18 protein-coding genes are annotated in these 16,586 nt (G+C 37.9%); 7 read left to right on the top strand and 11 right to left on the bottom strand.

Features of this window, described 5'->3' with window-relative positions; translation table 11 throughout:
* Positions 1–52: 52 nt before the first annotated feature.
* The gene (locus L3Q70_RS16755; RefSeq protein WP_237115484.1) at positions 53–748 is read right to left on the bottom strand and encodes a hypothetical protein; all 696 of its coding nucleotides are present in this window, start codon (positions 746–748) and stop codon (positions 53–55) included.
* Between the two features lie 1,186 nt (positions 749–1,934).
* Between L3Q70_RS16755 and L3Q70_RS16760 the strand changes: the two genes are divergently transcribed.
* The 3 genes from L3Q70_RS16760 to L3Q70_RS16770 all read left to right on the top strand — a co-directional run bounded on the left by L3Q70_RS16760 (position 1,935) and on the right by L3Q70_RS16770 (position 3,032).
* A complete protein-coding gene (locus tag L3Q70_RS16760; protein ID WP_237115485.1) occupies positions 1,935–2,288 on the top strand; it encodes a hypothetical protein in 354 nt (117 codons plus the stop codon).
* Between the two features lie 28 nt (positions 2,289–2,316).
* On the top strand, positions 2,317–2,547 hold the full coding sequence (locus tag L3Q70_RS16765; protein ID WP_237115486.1) for a hypothetical protein: 231 nt from the start codon (positions 2,317–2,319) through the stop codon (positions 2,545–2,547).
* Between the two features lie 140 nt (positions 2,548–2,687).
* The gene (locus L3Q70_RS16770; RefSeq protein ID WP_237115487.1) at positions 2,688–3,032 is read left to right on the top strand and encodes a hypothetical protein; all 345 of its coding nucleotides are present in this window, start codon (positions 2,688–2,690) and stop codon (positions 3,030–3,032) included.
* A gap of 179 nt (positions 3,033–3,211) precedes the next feature.
* Here the strand turns inward: L3Q70_RS16770 and L3Q70_RS16775 are convergent, their stop codons facing one another.
* Both L3Q70_RS16775 and L3Q70_RS16780 read right to left on the bottom strand, forming a co-directional pair.
* Positions 3,212–3,493: an antibiotic biosynthesis monooxygenase gene (locus tag L3Q70_RS16775; RefSeq protein ID WP_062567770.1), complete on the bottom strand. Its 282-nt coding sequence runs from the start codon at positions 3,491–3,493 to the stop codon at positions 3,212–3,214.
* Positions 3,490–3,711: a DUF2798 domain-containing protein gene (locus L3Q70_RS16780; protein ID WP_062567771.1), complete on the bottom strand. Its 222-nt coding sequence runs from the start codon at positions 3,709–3,711 to the stop codon at positions 3,490–3,492. Before L3Q70_RS16780 ends, L3Q70_RS16775 begins: the two co-directional genes overlap by 4 nt.
* Before the next feature lie 81 nt (positions 3,712–3,792).
* On the opposite strand from L3Q70_RS16780, the gene L3Q70_RS16785 reads away from it, so the two are divergent.
* Positions 3,793–4,647 carry a LysR family transcriptional regulator gene (locus L3Q70_RS16785; RefSeq protein WP_237115488.1) on the top strand — a complete coding sequence of 285 codons (855 nt, stop codon included), beginning with the start codon at positions 3,793–3,795 and terminating at the stop codon, positions 4,645–4,647.
* 121 nt (positions 4,648–4,768) lie between these two features.
* Here L3Q70_RS16785 and L3Q70_RS16790 read toward each other — a convergent pair whose 3' ends face one another.
* Positions 4,769–5,242, bottom strand: coding sequence for a hypothetical protein (locus tag L3Q70_RS16790; protein ID WP_237115489.1), 474 nt, complete (start codon positions 5,240–5,242; stop codon positions 4,769–4,771).
* A gap of 217 nt (positions 5,243–5,459) precedes the next feature.
* On the opposite strand from L3Q70_RS16790, the gene L3Q70_RS16795 reads away from it, so the two are divergent.
* Complete coding sequence (locus L3Q70_RS16795) at positions 5,460–6,170, top strand: hypothetical protein (protein ID WP_062567774.1); 711 nt, start codon at positions 5,460–5,462, stop codon at positions 6,168–6,170.
* Between the two features lie 65 nt (positions 6,171–6,235).
* Here L3Q70_RS16795 and L3Q70_RS16800 read toward each other — a convergent pair whose 3' ends face one another.
* The 4 genes from L3Q70_RS16800 to L3Q70_RS16815 all read right to left on the bottom strand — a co-directional run bounded on the left by L3Q70_RS16800 (position 6,236) and on the right by L3Q70_RS16815 (position 11,523).
* On the bottom strand, positions 6,236–7,162 hold the full coding sequence (locus L3Q70_RS16800; protein WP_237115490.1) for a histone deacetylase: 927 nt from the start codon (positions 7,160–7,162) through the stop codon (positions 6,236–6,238).
* Positions 7,163–7,352: 190 nt separating this feature from the next.
* A complete protein-coding gene (locus tag L3Q70_RS16805; RefSeq protein ID WP_237115491.1) occupies positions 7,353–9,197 on the bottom strand; it encodes a hypothetical protein in 1,845 nt (614 codons plus the stop codon).
* A 395-nt stretch (positions 9,198–9,592) separates the two neighbouring features.
* On the bottom strand, positions 9,593–10,624 hold the full coding sequence (locus L3Q70_RS16810) for an HNH endonuclease (protein WP_237115492.1): 1,032 nt from the start codon (positions 10,622–10,624) through the stop codon (positions 9,593–9,595).
* A 305-nt stretch (positions 10,625–10,929) separates the two neighbouring features.
* Complete coding sequence (locus L3Q70_RS16815; RefSeq protein ID WP_237115493.1) at positions 10,930–11,523, bottom strand: class I SAM-dependent methyltransferase; 594 nt, start codon at positions 11,521–11,523, stop codon at positions 10,930–10,932.
* Positions 11,524–11,860: 337 nt separating this feature from the next.
* On the opposite strand from L3Q70_RS16815, the gene L3Q70_RS16820 reads away from it, so the two are divergent.
* Positions 11,861–13,009 (top strand): porin, encoded by a 1,149-nt coding sequence (locus L3Q70_RS16820; protein ID WP_130151967.1) that lies wholly within the window; start codon positions 11,861–11,863, stop codon positions 13,007–13,009.
* A gap of 12 nt (positions 13,010–13,021) precedes the next feature.
* Positions 13,022–13,429, top strand: coding sequence for a phosphate ABC transporter substrate-binding protein (locus L3Q70_RS16825; protein WP_237115494.1), 408 nt, complete (start codon positions 13,022–13,024; stop codon positions 13,427–13,429).
* Positions 13,430–13,515: 86 nt separating this feature from the next.
* Here L3Q70_RS16825 and L3Q70_RS16830 read toward each other — a convergent pair whose 3' ends face one another.
* From L3Q70_RS16830 to L3Q70_RS16840, 3 genes are all read right to left on the bottom strand, one after another.
* Positions 13,516–15,141, bottom strand: coding sequence for a methyl-accepting chemotaxis protein (locus L3Q70_RS16830; RefSeq protein ID WP_062567780.1), 1,626 nt, complete (start codon positions 15,139–15,141; stop codon positions 13,516–13,518).
* A gap of 291 nt (positions 15,142–15,432) precedes the next feature.
* Entirely contained in the window at positions 15,433–15,930 is a 498-nt protein-coding gene (locus L3Q70_RS16835; RefSeq protein ID WP_062567781.1) for a DUF417 family protein, read from the bottom strand.
* Positions 15,931–15,999: 69 nt separating this feature from the next.
* Entirely contained in the window at positions 16,000–16,536 is a 537-nt protein-coding gene (locus tag L3Q70_RS16840; RefSeq protein WP_237115495.1) for a peroxidase-related enzyme, read from the bottom strand.
* Between the last annotated feature and the right edge of the window lie 50 nt (positions 16,537–16,586).

Below are 16,586 nucleotides of genomic sequence, written 5' to 3' on the forward strand. Positions count from 1 at the left end.
GTTGATATTAGTTAGAGTGCAATAAACTATTCATAGTTTATTGCACTCTAACTTAGTCTTTAATAGCAGGACGTGGGCGCATTAAAAAGTGAAAAATAAAGATAAGCGAAAAGAACACCGTTACGGCTAACGCACATAACACAATAATATTTGTTGGTAGAATTGTATCGTTAGTGTAGCTATAACGCTTTAACTCCCGTTCAGCCATTATTCTAGCTCGTTCAGACTTACTCGGTAATACAAACTCGTGAAAGGAATCTGTCGATTTAGCCTCAGCTCTTTCATACTGCGCACTTTTTTGCTGCCACAACATATCAAACTGCTGAAACTGAACCTGTTTATTCTCGATACACCAATCTAAATATTGAATATTTAAAGGCCTGTGTAAACAACGCGAAGGAATAACATAATAACGCTCCCACGCTGCTTGTTTACTAATATAACCTTGCTCAGATAAGGGTTTAGCTAATGGGTTTTCAAGATAAGCAATATCTTGGTTATAAAACGAATGAGTTCGCTTTAATATTTGTTCGTCGGTTAAGCAATTATCTGAAATGCGCGATGAAAGATTATGTAAGCGTTGTTTGTACGAATCAATTTTATCGAGTAGGTGGGTTTTTCGAATGGCTGATTGCAGCTCAGCTCGCTCTGCTTGCATGCTTTCGCATTGCTCAACACTGAGAGCTTGCTGCCCCCATGCAAAACAAGGAGCCATGAATAAAGCTGATAATAAAATCCTTTTGATCATAAATTTACGTCACTGTAAAAGTTAGAGGTACAGCCTAACATTTTTATATAATACTGCAACAAAACAGCGCTAAAATGACTAAAAAAGATGATAAGTAACTGCTTTTTTGTTAATACATTTTAACTGCTTATATACTAAATAACTCCCGTTAATATTTCCCCTCTTGAATTTAACTTTTAGCTTAGACATTGCGAGCAAACTTAATTTTATATAGAGCATGAGGAATGGAAATAGACCTGTTTATTTATCTGTTATAAAGTTAAGCTTCTAAACATGCTCTATAGGAAACCTTATACTCGAGAAAGTATATTAATGTCTATGGCTTATTTATCAGGCTACTTACTAATAACATTCATATGTGTTTGCTTTATTTCATCTCTTTTATTTTCAAAAGTGTCAATTAAGCATATAAAAAATGGAACTAGACGACTTGCACCTTCATAGTTGGGACCGAGGTATCGGCGCAAGCGATTCGTTTTATGTATTTGCAATACTTTTTAACAACTACAGAATTAAAAATAAACTATTTGATGCCCGCTTTATAGCTAACCATACACGACCTATTGATAGAGTGATTACAGCGGCTTACTTTCTCTCAGTTACAGGAACTACCATTAGTCTTTGTATTGCCTTATATTATCAAAGCAACTGATGACGTAGCCACTACAAAAAAGCTAAAACTTTATATAATAGATAACCCTTAACACAAGATTTTTTTGCAATGACAGTACTTAACTTTATCCTGTATTGTGTAATTTTCTTCTTTGCTCTCATGATGATAATGACTGTGATATTCCCCAGAATATCAATACGACATATAGAAAGTAAAATGCAGGAAAATGGAGTTTCATCTCCTAGTTGGGATAGAGGAATTGGAGCAAGTGCTCCTTTTTACGCACTCGCTATCTTTGTAAAAAGAACTCGTAAGTCTACGCCATTATTTGATGGCAGGTTTGTCGCCAAACACGCAAGGCCTATTGATAAGTTTCTCGCTTTTTTGCACCTTGTATCAACATCTGGCTTTATAATTAGCGTATTCCTTATGGTAATTTTAGAGTACTTTTTGTTGTAGCTGAGTTTTTTTACTTATTTCTAAAATAAATATGTGTATTAATACTAATAGCTTCGTAAAAAAGGCTATTGATAATATTTATGATCGTAAACTATTCATAGGGGTATTTTATAGATGGATCTTACTCTAGCTCCTATTTTAACTTCCTTATTTTTAACTTTTCTTTTCAGCTTTTTTATTTCATCTCTTTTATTTTCAAGAGTGTCGATTAAGCATATAAATAAAAAAATGGAAAAAGATGGCGTGTACCCACCCAGTTGGGATCAAGGGATTGGAGCAAGCGCTTCGGTTTATGTATTTGCAATACTTTTTAACAAGTACAGAATTAAAAATAAACTATTTGATGCCCGCTTTATCGCTAAACATGCGCGGACTATTGATAAAGTAATTGCAGCAATTTATTTTACTTCAGTGGCTGGCATGATAATTTGCCTCTGTATTATTACTTTATTTAAAAGCCTTACCTGAATTAACCTCTATGACAGGAGGCGCCATTATGACGATCTCATTGGAAAAATTAGTTCTAGCGAACATGTTTGTATTCATGGCTTTAGCGTTTCTTTTTGTAGTTTTATTTACACGCATCTCTATCGAGTACATAAATAAACAAATGCTAAACGACAGTGTTACTCCTCCGCTTTGGGACAAAGGCACTGGCGCTAGTACCCCCTTTTTATGCCATGGCAATATTTTTCAAACGCTCGCGATTACCCACACCTATTTTTGATGGCCGTCTTATAGCAAAATATGCAAGGTCAGTAGACAAAGTACTAGCATTCTTACATCTTTTTACAATGATAGGGTTCACAATCAGTGTATTTACAGCCATGTATTTAGATAAACTCTAAACAAAAGAGAATTTACAAAATGGATTTTAAAATCTTTATTTTCTACTCCTTCATTATATTTACAGTGGTTACTTTTGCGTCAGGCGTGCTGTTTTATCGAGTGTCAGTGAAGTATATAGATAAGCATATGGAGAAAGATGGTGTATCTCCCCCTAGTTGGGATAAAGGTATCGGCGCAAGCGTTTCGTTTTATATATTTGCTATGTTTTTTGAGCGTTCAAGAATCCCAACGCCACTATTTGATGGCCGCTTTGTAGCTAAATATGCAAGGCCTATCGACAAAGTTATAGGAGCTGCGCACTTAATCTCGGTCTTTGGGGCGATTATTTGCCTATGTATCGTTTCTTATTATCAAAAAGGCTAATTCCTTTGTCTAACTACAAAACTATCGATGATCTAAAAGTGCGACTGAGTAGGCGTGAAACTTGTTTCGCGCGCCATGCCATATGGCCATGCAGTAAAGCGCCCCACAACCAATTTATGAGTAATAAACGAGCTATAATGAGGCGCTTTAATAACCGAATATTTATATTTGGCTTTTAACTAATACACCTCTACTTTTGAAACCTCAACAGGCTGTGCCAGCGCATTTTCATAAAAAGCGAACACAGCTTTGGTGTATGGCTGCTCGTAATGAGCATCAAGTGCAGCTTGCGATACAAACTGCTCAACTAAAAACAGACAACGCTGCTCTTTACTCGCAAACAGCTCAAAACGATTACAACCCTGCTCTGCACGAGTGGCGTTTAATATGCCCTGTAAACGCCCTTTACAGTCTTCAAAAAATGCTGCTTTAGGGGTAATTTTTGCTACGATATTAATCATACTAACTCCTTAGCGTATAATTTTAAAACCAATGCCCTTATTGGCGGCGCAACCGTAAAAGCCACCACAAAAGCAGCAGGCCATGCATTGGCAAACGCCTTCATCCAGCTTGCTAAAAATGTATCGCTTAGCCCTAAATTGACATAGGTAACCCATGCCGAAAGCAAAAACGACATTAAAAACGAAAATGCCGCAGTAAATGTAAAATGAATTTTCATATGTCCTCCTTGGCGTTACTATATTTGCATAGCCCAAGTAGCAACAGTCACTAAAATGCAAACTAAGATTGAGGGAGTAGTATGCTGGATGATCTGCATTTATTTATCGAAATAGCCCGCCGTAAAAGCATGAGCCAAACAGCAAAAGATTTAGGACTGAATCTATCAACGCTTTCTAGGCGCATTCAAACACTCGAAGACAAGCTCGGTGAGCCATTATTACAACGCACGGCCAGAGGCATTGTGTTAACCACCAAAGGCGAGTCACTTTATAACGAATTAGGCGAGCAAGTGCTTGCTCTCAATAGTCAGTTAGCACAATTAAACGACTCGCCTACCGCAAAAGACTTTTACCTGTTGTGCCCACAAAACATCATTGCGGGTCCACTGATGGGCGCAATTAATCAATTTGCGATGGCAAACCCTGCGTTAAACCTCCACATATACCCAAGCAATGCCAATAGTCAGTTAAGCCAAAAACGTTTTGACTTAGCTATTCGTATTGGCGAACAACAAGACTCTAGCTACTACCAAAAACGCCTAGGTATGATTGCAATTAAACTTATAACAAAACAAGGCGCACCTAAATCACGTTTAATTATCCCCTACTCTGAGTCACAACTACCCAGTGGTTTGCTAAACAAATTAAAAAAAGAGTATGAGCAAATAAGCTTTTGTTTTGATATCACCATTGCCAGAAAAATGATTGAAGCAGGCTATGGTGCAGGCATACTCCCTATGAGTGAAATAGGCTGTATAAAAAACACCAATCAATTTAATTACCTAGATACGCCACACAATTTACCTGCGAGACCTATTTACGCCCTCTGGCCGCATTCACGCACCCCCTCTGCCAATGCCCAGCTCTTAATAGAGCAACTGCAAAACAGCATTACTCACACCCCTAGCTTACAAGGGGATGTGATAGAGCTATAGAATGAGTAGCAGCGATTTTACATCGCGTTTTAATAAGCTACTTTTAATAACTTACCGTCGCAGCATAAAGCCACTGCTACGCGTGTAAGAAAGTAACTTAAAAAACAAGCCTAATTTTGATTTAAGGCTGGGCATTCCAAGCAGATTCAAACAAGGCTTTTTGCTCAACTTTGTTTTCACTACACCATACAAAATCCGCTTGCTGGATTTTCTTTGCTCTACAGCGCTCTGGTAGCTTATAAAACTCTCCCCACGCTTTACGTTTTTCATCATCATTGTATGAATTGGAATAAACAGTAGAGTTATATACTTTCGTATTTAAAAGCCCTGTCGGGTTTGACCGATAACTATAATTACCGCCATTACCCGCGCTTCTTGTCGGTTTTTTGCAATGTCTTGCCAGCAAAGTAAACAGCTCGTCGGAGCGCTTATTCCAACGCTCACCTTGTTGTGCGCTATAACTGCGATTCATTCTTTTACGAATAGACTCACGTTCAGCTTTAATGTTATCGCATTGGTTTTGAGAGTATTGCTCGTTGGCAATTGAAGTTGGGCTTACTAATAAACTAGCGAGTAATAAAATCCATTTATTCATAATTTCACATCAATTTTGTTAATTGTTTTTCCCTACAAATATTACCGACTAAAAAATATAAATAGTCTCAGAACTGACATGCCTTTTATAACATAATTTAAACAAAACTCTATTTATTTTAGGGCTATATAAAGTACCCAAAATTTATTTTTAGCATATTAACATTACAAATAATCATGATAGAATTCTGCCCATAGGATTTTAATAAGGATATTTTATGGATATTATAATTGGTCAACACGTGCTGAAGAAAAAAGCACAGTTAACCCAACTTTCAGATCGCGCAATCGGGCGAGAATTTAAAGATCAAGCAGCCCTAGCAATACAAATGACACAATGTAGCGCAGCTGTTTATCGTCGCTTACAACGAACGTATAAATCAACCATCACACCAAAAGATCAAAAACGTGTAAAAGCGGGCGGCTTAAGTACAGAATCTGTGACTTTTTCAACAAGTAACCGTAGCCAAAAATCTTTTAACAGTTTACTTCCCGCTATGCGAGGAGGTGCATCTGCTCCTGGTAATGTGCCAAAAACATCTAATGATGTTGCTGTTGCTTCTAACCAACCCCAAGCAACTAACTTACTCGCTTTACTACACCCTATACTCAGCGAAGATATTATGAAAACGGGTAACAGTGTAGAAAAAGCCGCAACAATACTTGGCCTTGTCACAACAACAGCGGGTTTTGTTATTCCTGGCGGCGGCGTTGCTTCTTCAATCGTAAGTTGGGTAGGAAGTGGCGCAACTTATTCAAGCTACTCAATGTCAAGAATTCGTCCCGATGCACCAGACCGCGCTTTTCACCAACTAACAAACTACATTACCTGCTTAGCAGCATGGAATAAAAAAGCGTGTGAGTTAATTGATATTGCCGACTCAAACGGCCAATGGACTTTCCGCGATATTGAAACGGGCTTTGCATAAAACAAAGCTCGTTTTAATGCACAGACACCACAGCATTGTGCTTGGTGTTTGTGATTTTAAAAAAATTAACGCTTCCATAAGGCCGTACACGCTCTAATTGCAGCAGCAATAGCTGACGCACTTTGTTTTGAGTAACCCCCACCACCAGTAACGACGGTTGGTATATTTAGGCTTTTTAAACGAGATAAAATACTCTTTTCACGCTCAACAACATCTTCTATTGTCAGTTTAAAGCCACCCAGTTTATCAACGGCCAGTACATCTGTTCCTGCAATTACAAAAGCCAAAGCATATTCATCAATCACTAATTCGAGCGCTTGATTAAGTTTCGTCAAATACTCTTCGCCTTCGACACCGCTTTTTAATGGCACAGGAAAATTCACTCTATTGCGGGTGAAGCTCGATGTTGGGTAAATATCTTCATTGTAAACATCTAACAAATGTACGTTTTCATTATCTTTAAATGAATACGCATTACCGTTGCCATGATGAGCATCAACGTCAATAATCAACACTTTATCTGTTTCGCTTAAATGGCCATTTTTTCGTAATTGCTGGTAAGTAATGCCAATATCATTATAAATACAAAACCCTTCCATATTTAAATTACTAGCATGATGAAAGCCACCAGATAAATTCCACATAGTCTCGCCAGACTCTAGCGCTTTTTCGGCACCTAATAGAGTACCCGAAACAGCTAAACGCATAGGCGTTAAGATTTTTTTATCTAGAAAATCAAAGCTAACAAAAGGGATTTTAGGAACTTCAAGGGCACGGAAAATAAGCATTCGACTCAAGACCAATTTTCTCATTAGCTCATTGAGGTACTCGTTAATTATATCGGTAGAAATTGGTTCATTCGGTTGGATTACTTCAACATCCACACTATCAAGTTCAGATGCTACTTTGGCAAACTTTTCACCATCAAATGGATGCAAATACTTCAGTAATCCTAGCTGATAATTAAAGCGTGGTTCATAAATAACTTGCATATTTATGCATTTTCCGTTTCTGCAAGCTCTTTAGCGTAACGCAATACCTCATGAGGTGTCTAAACATATACTTTCAACATACAAAAAGCTTTACCCCTATAAGGACCAACCTATACATTTAAAAGATAATAATCAATTACGTGGTTCAAAATAACCATGCAAGTAATTTAGGCTTTGGAACTACACCTTTCTATATATTCTTGGCTATTAACTCTGCTTTCAACAAGCCACCTTTTGTAAGTAACTTTGGCGCAAAACTGGGGTTTCGTTTAGATTTAAAAGCATCAAGAATCAACTTCAGGCCATGCGCTTCAAGAAGAGAAATGTTTACCTCTGTATCCATTTCAGCAGATTCAATAAAATCCTCAGAAAAACTCGGTGCAATTATTAGTACTTGAGCAACTCGTTTGCCCTGATTCTCAGCACGATTTACATAAGCTTTAATTTGACGAGAGGTTGTTGAATATTTAGCAAAGTCACCGTTCTTGCAAGTTTTAGCTTCACCAATGATAATATCGTTATCACTCAGTGAAATAACAATATCGGCCTTATCTTTGGCCGTATTTAGATCTTTGCGTAAGTCTTCATCAATATTCAATTCTAAAACTTCTAATATCGCTTTTGTAACTTCTTCGAACTTAATACCTAAATCCACCTCTGAAACTTCAACCCCAACATCTCGAAGAGCATTAACGTCTCTTTTAGCCAATAAGTCATAGTTCTCTATTAACTTGTCTGTTGCATTAGCGAAACTTTCTAGTATGGCAAAGCGAGGATTACCACGCTTTGATAACCCCATACCATCTCGTACTTCTTTTACTTCTTCATTAGATAAAAGATATAAAATGTCATGTGGCGTAATACTCAATGAACGAAGCTTTTCAGTATCAATAATCTCTGTTGGCTCTAATTCAAAAGCCTCTTTCAAAACTGCTTGCATGGATGGAAAATGATCTTCCAAGGTCTTTAACAATTGTTTAAAGCCACTCACGCTTAAACAATCGAACTCTTTTTCAGTCGCCCCTGAGAGTGAATTTAGAATTAAGCCAATTCTTTCATCGAGTGTTGTACCCAGTTTATCTGTATCAATTTCTAGGTCAGTAATTAGCTGTTTTAATCTTTCTTTACGCTGATTTTGAGTGTCTTCTGGATTATGGATATCATCACTTAAAAGCTTAGATGCACTTATACCTGAATGAATAATAGTTTGAATCTTCTCGGCGCGACTAATGCCTCTGATCTTACGACCATGAGCTTTCAATGCATTTGAAAGCTCAGCATCTGTGCAGGTTCTTAATATTCTTAACACATATTTATCAGCTAAGTCTTTGCCTTGTAATTCATTTAATAATGTAACAATTTCATCAGGAACAAATACTTCTTGTCGTTTTTTGCTGATAAATACAAGCCCAATATCTCTTAGACTATTTAATGCATCTAAAACACCCGTCTCAGGAATAACATCCACTAAATGCTCTATAGCTGCACATTCATCGGTGGTAAGCTCTAGTTGATTTGCAAGTACATTAAGGATACTTCTCTCATCGTCAGTAACCTTTGCATCACGGTTATTCTTTTGATCATTAAAATATGCTTCACTCATACAAGCATGATAAATTTTAAGTGCTTTATCTCTATCAATTGATGCATCAGATGAACCTTGGTTTATACAATTAAAAAGCTCCTTAGAGAGCTTAGATAGTTCTTTCCACTCTTTCGCATAAAGAGTTTCAATCCAACTGATACGAGCAACACAATTCCCGTCACGGCTCAGTAAATTGACTAATAAATTTAATTGAGCAGAACTCATCAGAATTTGCTCTTTGACAGACTCTTTGAAAAACTCCCTCACTGTATTAAACAGTTGGGTTATTTCACTGCCAGATGCATTTTTTATTTGCCCATCTATGTTATCTATTGTTTTAGCGAGTTTTTTGTTACTTTTTGCTGCATCAGAACAAAGGCGATCGAGACATGAAATGAATTTTGATTTTTCAACTTGATTAACGATAGATAAAACTTGATTAAGTTTCATAGATAGAGTCCTTTCTTATTATGTAGTTACAAACCTAGCAGCTATTTATAATTAGAGCAATTTTCATTCAGTCTATATTCATTAACAGAGTTAAATGAAACATCTTTTGAGTAACACCAATCTACCAGTACACTCCAATTCCCCATGATCACACCTAAAACCATTTAGGCAATGTTGTACATCAAGTGTGCTCCTCGGCAGCCTCTCTTTGGTTGCCATCGCCAACGCGATAAAACCTCAAATAGAGGTTTTTAAATCCCTTCGCAACTCCTAAAAACACATAAAAATACGTGCCTTAAAACCTGTTTTCAAAAAGCAAAGCACGATATAAAATCGAGCCTACGCGTTATAACTTGGCTTACCGTCCGCCACTTAACCAAGCTCATTTTTTGCTATTAATAAACAGCACTTTCTGCAAACTCAAATCTATCTTTTGCAAGCCAGAGTTTTGCGCCATTACTGCTAGCCACTTGATACGCCCAGTCGCTCACTGAGCGTGACTTTTCAGCATCACAATTAAAATAATCGCTCAACTCACGAGTTATATGCTGGTTATTTATAACGAGGTTTTGTTCTTGCCAGCGCTCGCGATGCTCTTGCGCAGCTAAAAAGTCGCGTTTGCTGTTATTGCATTTACTATGAGCTGCCACAAAGTTATGGCCTAAATCGTTGGCGTAACGCGTAAACGGAATAAAGTGGTCAATCTCAGTTTTGCTGTTTAATGTCTTTTGACAATAAAAGCACTGCCCTTTTTGTAGTTCTATTAATACAGGTTTTTCTTTATTGAGTGCATTGCGATCAAAGCCAAATAAAAAGTCATGAAGTTGGCTTTGCGGGCCAATTAGCGCTTGGTTGTATTTAATACTTTGAATTTTTTGTAGCCATGCATTTTTGGCTAAGTAAACAACTAAGTCGTAAAATCGTCTAAAGCAACTGGCAATACCTGCATTTAAGGTAATGTATTGCTGGCCTTTAACATGAGGGTATAAAAAACACTCTTCCTTACCATTTAGCTTTTGTAATAACCATAACGGTCCTTCTTTAATGGTTTTTAACGTTGTTTTACGTATGTTTTCCCAATCACTGCACTTTTTTAATTGGCTAACTGAGTTAATGTTTCTTAATTTTGCATCGTGCAGTGTGGTGATGATTTTGGCTTGTTTTTTGGAATTGGTGTTTTGTAAAAGCAACAGGTCTCTATTATTACCAATAGCAGCAAAAGGAGATGCTTGGTGCCAATACAAGGTAATAAACTTTTCGACTAATTCGTCAAAGGTTATTTGTAATTGGGCATTCGGATCTATTTGCTGTTTTTCAATGCTGATATCAGCAAGCGCATGTAACAAAGCAAACTTATAAGTGGCACTAAAATCCCCTTCCACCAGCATGCGCTGGATATAAGCGATAAAGTCGAGCTGTTGCTGCATAGCCATATCCAAACTATGCCTTTAAAAAATTAATGAGGGCTGCTTTTAAGCGCATAACTAAATCCTGTTACTGCGGCTTAAAACTAAAAAACCGCTCCATGGTTTGAATTAATACTTATTAACTAGATATTAAGCTAGCGTTAAGTTTTAAATAATCTAGCATAAGTAGTGATGAAAAATATAGACTTTTTCAGTAGTCGGGGTAATAGATCTAATTTTTAAGGAGGGATTTTATAGCTAGAATGCGGTACTTTAGGGGTGTACCACATTATTTTTAATAATTGACTATAAGACTAAAAGATTACTTAAATAGTCCTTCTGTGCAAAATAGCATTCAGCCAGATCTCTGACGCTCGCTCGGGCCGTTGGTCGGCGCTTTGCCACGATTTTAAACTAAACAGGTTGGTGTTTTTAATAATGCTCTCAAGCATTTTCTCGTTTAGGTCGGTAAATTCGCGGCCGTTGTGCTCGCGCTCACCGTCGCCGTATTTAAACGATACGTACACAATTCCTTGTGGTTTAAGTGCACGGGCAAGGTTGTTAAATGCCTCGGTTAAGTCTTTTTTTGCGACATGAATTAAGCTTGCGCAGCACCAAATACCATCGTATTTATCAACATCATCAAGCGCTTGAAAACTGCTTACAGCCACTTTTTGATTTAGGTATTCTGAGGCGAGTTTGGCAATTTCAGGGCTTATATCAAACGCATCAACATTAAAACCACGCTCTTTAAAAATGAAGGCGTCGCGTCCTGAGCCACACCCGGCATCTAACAACGTGCCATTTTTGGGGATTAACGGTAAAAATTCATCGTAAAGCTCTGTTAAGTCTACATCGAGCGTGGCATCTACAAATGCTTGTGCATTCTGGTTGTAATAATCGATTGTTTTGGTTGCCATTTTATATCCTTTATTGCGGCAGCGGTGTTTGCGTTAAAAATATCATTAAAAGGTGAGGATCATAAATAAATTTAGCAAATGTAGTAAGTATATAAATAAGTATTTATATGTAGAACGCCATTTAAGTACTATAAAATTATAAATATAACCTCTACTGACTTTTTAACTGCTACCTCAATTTATAATATTAAAACACCTTTAAACATTATTAATTAAAACAACAATTTTTTATTGCTCTGGTAACAATTTTCTCATACCTTATGTCGCCCATTTCGCAACTTACTACTATAATATTAAGCGAAATCAACATTTTCATACTAAATATTAGGGATACACAATGAAAAAACTTCCTATTGCATTAGCTCTATGTGCTGCTTTTGTGTCTGCAAACACGCTAGCAGAGGTTCGCATAAACGGCTTTGCTTCAATAGTTGGTGGTAAAACTCTTGATGACGACAACGCGACACTGTACGGCTACGATGATGACATTTCGTTTAAAAACGAGAGTATGTTTGCATTACAGCTGTCTGCTGATTTACAAGAAAAACTAAGTGCCACAGCGCAAATTGTTGCTCGTGGCAGTGATGATTTTGATGCTGAATTTGAATGGGCTTATCTAACTTATGAGTTTACAGATGAGCTACAAGTTAGTGCAGGTAAAATGCGCGTGCCTTTTTATCGCTACTCTGACTTTTTAGATGTGGGCTACACGTATCGCTGGGTTCGTCCACCACAATCGGTATATAACTTACCATTTTCGACTTATGAGGGTTTAAGTCTTCTTCATAATACACAGCTAGGCGACTGGGATTCTACGGTACAGGTTATCTATGGAAGCTTTGACGACAAAATTGCGGTGGTTTCTGTAAACGGTGATACCGAACTAAATGATATTGCAGGTATTAACTGGACGCTATCTTACGACTGGTTTAGTGCCCGCGCTGCTTATTTTGTAGCAGAAACCTCAATTGCGATTGAAAACGATACCGATGCTGGCATTGCACTAAATGGCTTAGAGCAGACATTGCGTAATGCAGGTTTTGTTGATCAAGCTGATGATATTGCTGTTAACGAAGATGATGGCTCTTTCTTAGCGCTTGGTTTTTCAATTGATTACAACGACATTTTATTTGATGCCGAATACACTGAGTTTGAAGTTGATAACAGCGCGCTTGCTAAGCAAACACAGTATTACACGTCGGTAGGCTACCGTATGGATGAGTGGACTGTTCACTTAACTTACGAAAATAACGATGATAAGCACGATAGTAGTCGTTACAACGCTCTTCCTGCTGTACCTGCTTTAAACGCCGGTATTAACCAAGTATTGGAAAGCGGTAAAGCTAAAAGTAATGTTTACACTATTGGTACTCGTTATGACTTCCACCCTTCAGCCGCTTTGAAAGTGGACTTTAGCCGCTTTAAAGATGACATCACTGATACAGACACTGATGTTGTTGCTGTTGCTGTAGACTTAGTTTTTTAATTGGAGCGCATAATGAAAAAATTACTTTTAGCTACAGCGGTAGCGCTTTTATCAAGCACCGCTTTTGCTGATGTTGCTGTGATTGTTAACCCTGCGAATGGCAATGCAATTGATGAAGGCACAATTAAAAAAATCTACTTAGGTAAAGCAAAGTCATTTGATGATGGCACTAAAGTAAACCCAGTAAACCAAGACGGCAACAGTGTTAGCGATGAATTTAACGATAAAGTAGTCGGTAAATCGAGCAGCCAGCTTAATGCTTATTGGTCAAAATTAGTATTTACAGGCAAAGGCACGCCGCCAGAAAAACTTGCTAATGACCAAGCTGTTATCGATTTCATATCAGCAAATGGTGATGCTATTGGTTATATTGATGCATCAAAAGTAACTGATAAAGTGAAGGTTGTTGCAACGTTCTAATTGCGTTTCAATAACAAGAGCCACCTTCTAAAAGGTGGCTCTTTATGAGTCTACTAAAGCTGGGGTTGCCAGCTTTTTATGTGATTTTATTCGACCTTAAATTTAGCCGTAGCATCTAGTAGTGAGTCCGAGAGGTAATGCAGGTTCTTCGCAACATCTCTTACCTCAGACAACGAATTCATTGTCTCTTCAAATGACATATGCATATTAGAAACATTATCAACCACCATACTCGCGACCGATGTTTGCTCTTCAGTAGCCGCTGCAATTTGTGAGTTCATACCATTTATTTCTAGAATCTGCTCCGCAATTTTTTCAATTGAAAGGCCTGTACTCTCAGCTGCTTGTGCATTATTTGTAGCCATATCTCTGGCTGATGTCATGGCATTAACTGACTCATTTGCTGCCGTTGTTAATGTTGTCAGCAGCTCTCTAATTTCGTTGGTAGAGTGCGATGTTCTTGATGCAAGTTCTCTCACTTCATCTGCAACAACGGCAAAACCTCGTCCTTGCTCACCAGCCCTTGCAGCTTCAATCGCTGCGTTAAGTGCCAATAGGTTAGTTTGCTCAGCTATAGAGGTAATAACGTTTAAAATCTGTGTCACATTTTTTGTGTCATCAGCGAGTCGGTTAATGGTCGTTGCAGCTTGATTAATTTCATTGCTCAAAGTGCGTGACTCTTGCACTGAACGCTGTATTTGGGTGCGGCTTTGCTCTACTTCTTGCTCAGCAGTTTGTGCTGCATGTGACGCACTGGCTGCCGATTGTGAAATGTCAGCAACGCTTTGACGCATTTCTTCCATTGAGTGTTTTACCACTTCTGCATCTGTTGTTTGCTTGGTTGTTGCTTTTTCTGCACGCTCCATACCTTGCACTAAGCGTGTTGAGTTTTCCATTAACGGCTCACACACAGACATCACATCCAGCACCGCGGCCTTTAATAGCTTAATAAAGGCATTAAAGTTAATAGACACTTGGCCAATTTCATCCTTTGCATGAACTGCAAGTTGTGTGCTTAACGAGCCTTTACCATCAGCAAGCAAGCCTAAATTATTTGCCGCTGCACTGGCTGACGAGCCAATTCCACGAGCAATCCAAATAGAGGTGATTACCAATAAAAAGAGTGAAATAACTGACACCACAAGCATTAACTGCAACGCATTGTCTGAGCGTGCTTTAGTCGCCTGAACAAGTTCAAAGAAACGGTCATCCGCGCGTGTTTGAGCACGCTTAAAACCTTCAAGTACAGCCTCATAGAGTTGTGTTTTTTGCTGAGCTTGCTGCTGAATTTTACTAAAATCAGCGGTACCTGAGATCATTGAGCTGGCGATCGTAGACGAAATATTAGCATACTGTTTTAGCTTTTCTTTCGTATCATCATGAACATAGGTATCGTTAATGGCTATAATATTTTTTAAATTTTCATTAATTGTCTTATAAGTTTGTGCCGCACTTTCAACTAAGTCTGGCTCGCCAAATGTCACTGCTTGTGTGTAAAGCTCGTCTAATTTTTCGAGTAAGCCAACATTTGATGACGTTAACTTTACTACTTCGTATGAAGACTTTTCTAACTCATCAAGTGACGCTCTGTTGTCATTCATTGCGATGTAGTTTACTAACACAATAATGACAAATGCTGCCACTGCTATACATGTAATCGCGTGTATTTTTTTAGTAATACTTAAGTTTTTAAAAGAAATACCTGCCGCCATTGAATTCACCTTTGCTGTCTTGTTATACGTATTATCGCCCGATTTATAAAAACTGTTAACTATATTTATATATTTTCAGGTTTTTTTGTTAGCAACTGGCAAACAGTTTTAATCAAAGATACGTTTAACTTGAATGTAAACTCAGTATAGCAGTAACTTTTAGCTCGCAGCTTCTTGATTACAAAATCAATCCTTTTTTATCAAATTGACTTTATGTTTTAAAATAAGGGAGGGGTGCTTTATTAGTGAGCAAAATGAAAAAGGCCCTTTCGGGCCCCAACGTGGAGAGGGTTATTCACCGCCTTGGTTTGTAGCGATAATTTTCAGGCTATTTCCAGCAATAAATAAAGATGCTGCAAACAAACCGATATCTTTCAGTAGAAACTCACCAACAAAACTTAGCACAGGGAAACCTGCTTCCGTTGTAATGCCGGATAGAAATACCATCATGCTAATTGTTACAACAAATAACGCCATTGATAAAAGGCCACCAACCACTGATAACGCAGGATTGACGAAACGTCCAAAAAATAGCAAACCAATGATGATTTCAAGCGTTCCTAAAAAATTCACCAAACCTTGTTTCGAGAAAATGACATACATCCAAGAAACGAGAGGGTTATTGGCAATCATGCCGTACATGCCTTCAGCCTGTCCTTGCGTAAATTTAATCCCACCAAACCAAATATAAATAATACCTAGGGTAATATATAAAAGTGGTAAACCAGCATTCTCTAGTTTGCTTGCAATACGTTGTGCTGTTTGTTGCTGTGTTGTAGTTAAGTTCATGAGTTTCTCCTGTGGCTATAGCCGTTTTTGTTTAAAGGCTTTTAGCCTCACTTAGGGTAATTAGGTTAATTAGGTTAATTCAACTTGTGGAAAGTCAATTTCAATATCGAATGCTTCGTTAAAGTAATTAGTAAAGCTATTTAGGGCGATATGACCAATCACTTCAACAAGCTGCTCATCGCTAAAACCGGCATTTTTTACGCGCTGTAATTGCTCTTGCGATACACTACCGCGTGATTCAATCACTTGCTTTGCAAAGCTCAGTAACACATTTGTTTGGTCGTCTGCTGAAGTCGCTTTTAAATTCGCTTTAATTTCATCAGCAGACAGGCCTAGCTTGTCGCTAATATATGAATGAGCAGAAGCACAGTAACGACAACCATTAGTACCTGCGATTGCTAACGCTAATTGCTCTGAGTGCAATTGTGTTAAAGAGCCTTTATCTAAAGCCGCTTTAAAATTTAAAAAACCTTGTAACGCTGCGGGTGAATTAGCGAGCGCACCAAATAAATTAAGCTCTGCGCCCATTGCCTGCTTAAGGTCACTTAACTGGGTTTGCGCTTGGCCGCTCGTGGTGTTTACTGTCAATGTTGTAATGCGTTGCATAATAATGCTCCTTGTACAATTTAATTACCTACTAGTAGGTAGGTTTGTTG

The sequence above is a fragment of the Pseudoalteromonas sp. CF6-2 genome (genome assembly GCF_021729425.1).
Classification (GTDB): Bacteria; Pseudomonadota; Gammaproteobacteria; order Enterobacterales; family Alteromonadaceae; genus Pseudoalteromonas; species Pseudoalteromonas arabiensis.